Source organism: Duncaniella sp. (assembly GCF_029054785.1).
GTDB lineage: Bacteria > Bacteroidota > Bacteroidia > Bacteroidales > Muribaculaceae > Duncaniella.
Window position 1 is genome coordinate 1 of record NZ_JAIDEN010000095.1, and the last position, 4,157, is coordinate 4,157.

Sequence of the window (4,157 nt, forward strand, 5' to 3'; positions counted from 1 at the left end):
GACAACGACTATGCTGAAGAAAGCCCGGAAGAGGCACCCGTCCGCCTCAACCGCAGGCAACGTAGGCTTCAGGAGCAGACCGCGCGCCGCATAGCCAGGAAAATAGTCCGCAGAGATTCCGCCCGGATGCAGGGAGCGGGCAGATAGATTTGCTCGTTCCGCATTTAAATGATACTTTTGCATCCTGAAAAAATTACAAGCAACTCACCCGATGAAGCAACCCAACTCGCCTCTGAGAGGCCTTACGCAACAGGAAGTCATTGAAAGCCGCCGTCTGCATGGTGTCAACATTCTGACCCCTCCCCCCAGACCCTCGATGTGGACTCTGTTCCTCGAAAAGTTCAAAGATCCGCTGATCATTGTCCTTCTTGTAGCCGGAGTGCTCTCGGTCCTGATCTCTTTCTATGAATATTTCGGACTTGAAGAAAAAGCGACGGTATTTTTTGAGCCGGCGGGCATCTTCATGGCCATATTCATCGCCACAGGACTCTCGTTCTACTTCGAAAAGAAAGCCGAGGATGAATTCGAGATTCTGAACCAGGTGAATGACGACGAGCCTGTACAGGTAATCCGCGACGGCAACCCGACGCAGATCGCAAAACGCGACATCGTTGTGGGCGACATCCTCATCCTCAGCACCGGGGAGGAAATACCCGCCGATGCAAAACTTCTGGAAGCCACAGCGCTCAATGTCGACGAATCGACCCTCACCGGCGAACCGCTTGCGGCCAAGACCACCGATCCGGCCCACTTCGATCCGGAGGCCACTTTCCCTTCGGATGAAGTGATGAGAGGCACACGCGTCATGGAAGGCCACGGCATGGCTGAGGTTTTTGCGGTCGGCGATGCCACTGAAAACGGCAAAGTCTACGAAGCCGCCCACATCGACGAGGGGAAAAAGACACCGCTGACCGAACAGCTCGAACGCCTCGGAACGCTCGTCACCCGCGGCAGCTATCTTGTCGGATCGGCAGTGGTCATCGGCAGAATCCTGGTCTACTGTCTCTCCGTCGCTGACTTCGAATGGCTTCCATTCATGGCCTATCTGCTCCAGACCGTAATGATTGCCGTCACTCTGGTGGTCTGCTCTGTTCCTGAGGGACTTCCGATGGCTGTCACCCTGAGCCTGGCTTACAGCATGAGGCGGATGCTGAAAACCAGCAACCTCGTGCGCAAGATGCATGCCTGCGAGACTATGGGAGCCACCACGGTGATCTGCACGGACAAGACCGGAACCCTTACCCGCAACCAGATGCGCGTCGCGGAGACGGATTTTTATGGCCTGGAGGACCAGAAGCTGACCGACAGCCCCCGGAGCCGGCTGATCGAAACCGCGATCGCCGTCAACTCAACGGCTCAACTCGATCTCTCTGACCCGACACGCCCGTCTGTGCTCGGCAACCCGACGGAAGGGGCCTTGCTCCTGTGGCTGAATGAAAACGGTGTCGATTACCGCAAGATCCGTTCGGAAGCGGAAGTCATTGCCGAACTCCCCTTCACCACAGAGCGCAAATACATGGCTACTGTCATCCGCACTCCTGAGGGGAAACGCCGCCTCTTTGTCAAGGGCGCTCCTGAGATCGTCATAGCCATGTGCCGCTCGGTTGCCGACGGAGTTGACCGGGCCGCAATCAACAGCCGCCTGCTTTCGTTTCAGGAAAAAGCGATGCGCACTCTCGGTTTTGCAAGCTGCCTGCTCGAAGAGGGCGCCACGGCTATCGACGACAAGCAGGGTGTCACTGCCGATGGCCTTGAATTCATAGGCGTTGTGGCCATTGCCGACCCGGTCAGAGACGATGTGCCTGACGCCATCAGGGAGTGTATCGAAGCCGGAATAGCAATCAAGATCGTCACAGGAGACACTCCGGCCACGGCCCGCGAAATCGGCCGTCAGGTCGGACTGTGGACTGCCGGTGACAGTGACCGTAACATCATCACCGGACCTGAATTCGGCGCACTGAGCGACTCGCAGCTCGCCGAGCGAGTCGTAGATCTGAAGATCATTGCCCGCGCGCGGCCTATGGATAAGAAACGTCTCGTCGAGGCCTTGCAGAAGCAGGACCAGGTGGTTGCCGTGACAGGCGACGGCACCAACGACGCACCGGCCCTGAATGCGGCCAACGTCGGACTCTCGATGGGCGACGGCACTTCCGTGGCCAAGGAAGCAAGTGACATCACGATCATCGACAACTCTTTTGCCTCGATCGGGCGCGCTGTCATGTGGGGCCGCTCTCTGTTCCAGAACCTCCAGCGTTTCATCCTCTTCCAGCTGACGGTCAACGTAGTGGCCTGCCTGGTGGTTCTTGCCGGAGCTTTCATGGGGACTGAATCACCGCTGACCGTGACCCAGATGCTGTGGGTCAACCTCATCATGGACACCTTTGCCTCGATGGCTCTCGCCTCGCTCCCTCCGTCACGGACTGTAATGGCCGCAAAACCGCGCGACCGCCGGAGTTTCATAATCACCGGCCCGATGGGATGGTTCATCATAGTGACCGGCCTGATCTTCTCGCTCTTAATCCTCGGCATGGTCTACATCTGCGAACACGCCGACATCACAGGCCTCTCCGACCTGCTTCACCTCAGCCTCGGAAGCGGACGCGGACTGTCGGCCTATGAGCTTTCGCTGATCTTCACAACTTTCGTGATGCTCCAGTTCTGGAATCTTTTCAACGCCCGCGCCTATGCCACTCACCGCAGCGCGTTCCATCTGCGGAAATGCGGCGAGTTTCTGAGCATCGCAGCCGTGATTTTCCTCGGTCAGATATTCATTGTCAGCGTCGGAGGCGATTTCTTCAACGTAGTTCCCTTGAAGATAGAAGACTGGGCCATAATAATCGGCGCCACTTCACTGGTGCTCTGGACCGGAGAGATCCTGCGCGCCATTGTGCGCCTGCGCCTTGGCCGATAAACTTTTCCCGCCATCAGAATGTTTTGCTGATACTTCTACCAAAAGTATCACTCAAAACCATTCTGATTGTATGGACAAGAAAAGACTAACCGCTGAAAACGGCCGCCCGATCGCCGACAACCAAAATGTTCAGACCGCAGGATTCCCCGGACCTGCCACCGCCCAGAACCCCTGGTATCTTGAAAAAATAGCCCACTTTGACCGAGAGGTAATACCCGAAAGACGAATGCATGCCAAAGGCTCAGGCGCTTTCGGGACATTCACCGTCACAGACGACATCTCTGAATTCACCCGCGCCTCGATTTTTTCAAAAGTCGGGAAACAGACTCCCTGCCTGGTGAGATTTTCAACCGTAGCCGGAGAGCGCGGGGCTGCCGATGCCGAGCGCGACATCCGGGGATTCGCGATGAAATTCTACACCGACGAGGGCAACTGGGATCTTGTCGGCAACAACACTCCGGTGTTTTTCCTGCGCGACCCGCTGAAATTTCCCGATCTAAACCATGCCATCAAACGGGATCCGCGCACCGGAATGCGCAACCCGACGGCCAACTGGGACTTCTGGACACTCCTGCCCGAAGCACTCCACCAGATCACCATCACGATGTCGCCCCGCGGCATTCCGGCATCTTTCCGCAACATGCACGGATTCGGAAGCCACACTTACAGTTTCATCAACAAGGACAACAAGCGCACTTGGGTCAAATTCCATTTCCGCACTCTTCAGGGGATCAAGAATCTGACCGACAAAGAGGCAGAGGCAGTCATTGCAAAAGACCGCGAATCGAATCAGCGCGATCTCTTCGAAGCCATCGAGCGCGGCGACTTCCCGCGGTGGAAACTCCAGGTGCAGCTGATGACCGAAGAGGAGGCCAAGGAATATCACATCAATCCATTCGACCTCACCAAGGTCTGGTATCACAAGGACTTCCCGCTGCGCGACGTAGGTATCCTCGAACTCAACCGCAATCCCGAAAATTTCTTCGCGGAAATTGAGCAGGCGGCCTTCAATCCGGCCAACATCGTTGACGGTATCGGTTTCTCACCTGACAAGATGCTTCAGGGTCGATTGTTCTCTTACGGCGACGCCCAGCGCTACCGCCTCGGAGTCAACAACAACCTGATCCCCGTCAACCGGCCCAGATGTCCCTTCCACTCCTATCACCGCGACGGGCAGATGCGCACCGACAGCAACTACGGGGCAACCGTGGGCTACGAGCCAAACAGTTTCGGTGAATGGCATGAC

The 4,157-nt window shown here is 56.7% G+C and carries 2 protein-coding genes; both read left to right on the plus strand.

The window, feature by feature from the left end:
* Positions 1-211: 211 nt before the first annotated feature.
* Positions 212-2,911, plus strand: coding sequence for a calcium-translocating P-type ATPase, PMCA-type (locus K2H17_RS06330; RefSeq protein WP_300132730.1), 2,700 nt, complete (start codon positions 212-214; stop codon positions 2,909-2,911).
* Between the two features lie 70 nt (positions 2,912-2,981).
* Positions 2,982-4,157 (plus strand): catalase (locus tag K2H17_RS06335; RefSeq protein ID WP_300132732.1); only part of this gene is annotated, 1,176 nt, incomplete at its 3' end.

Bases quoted from the DNA above. Each gene is read 5' to 3' on its own strand.
- K2H17_RS06330 (WP_300132730.1), top strand. From the start codon at position 212: ATGAAGCAACCCAACTCGCCTCTGAGAGGCCTTACGCAACAGGAAGTC.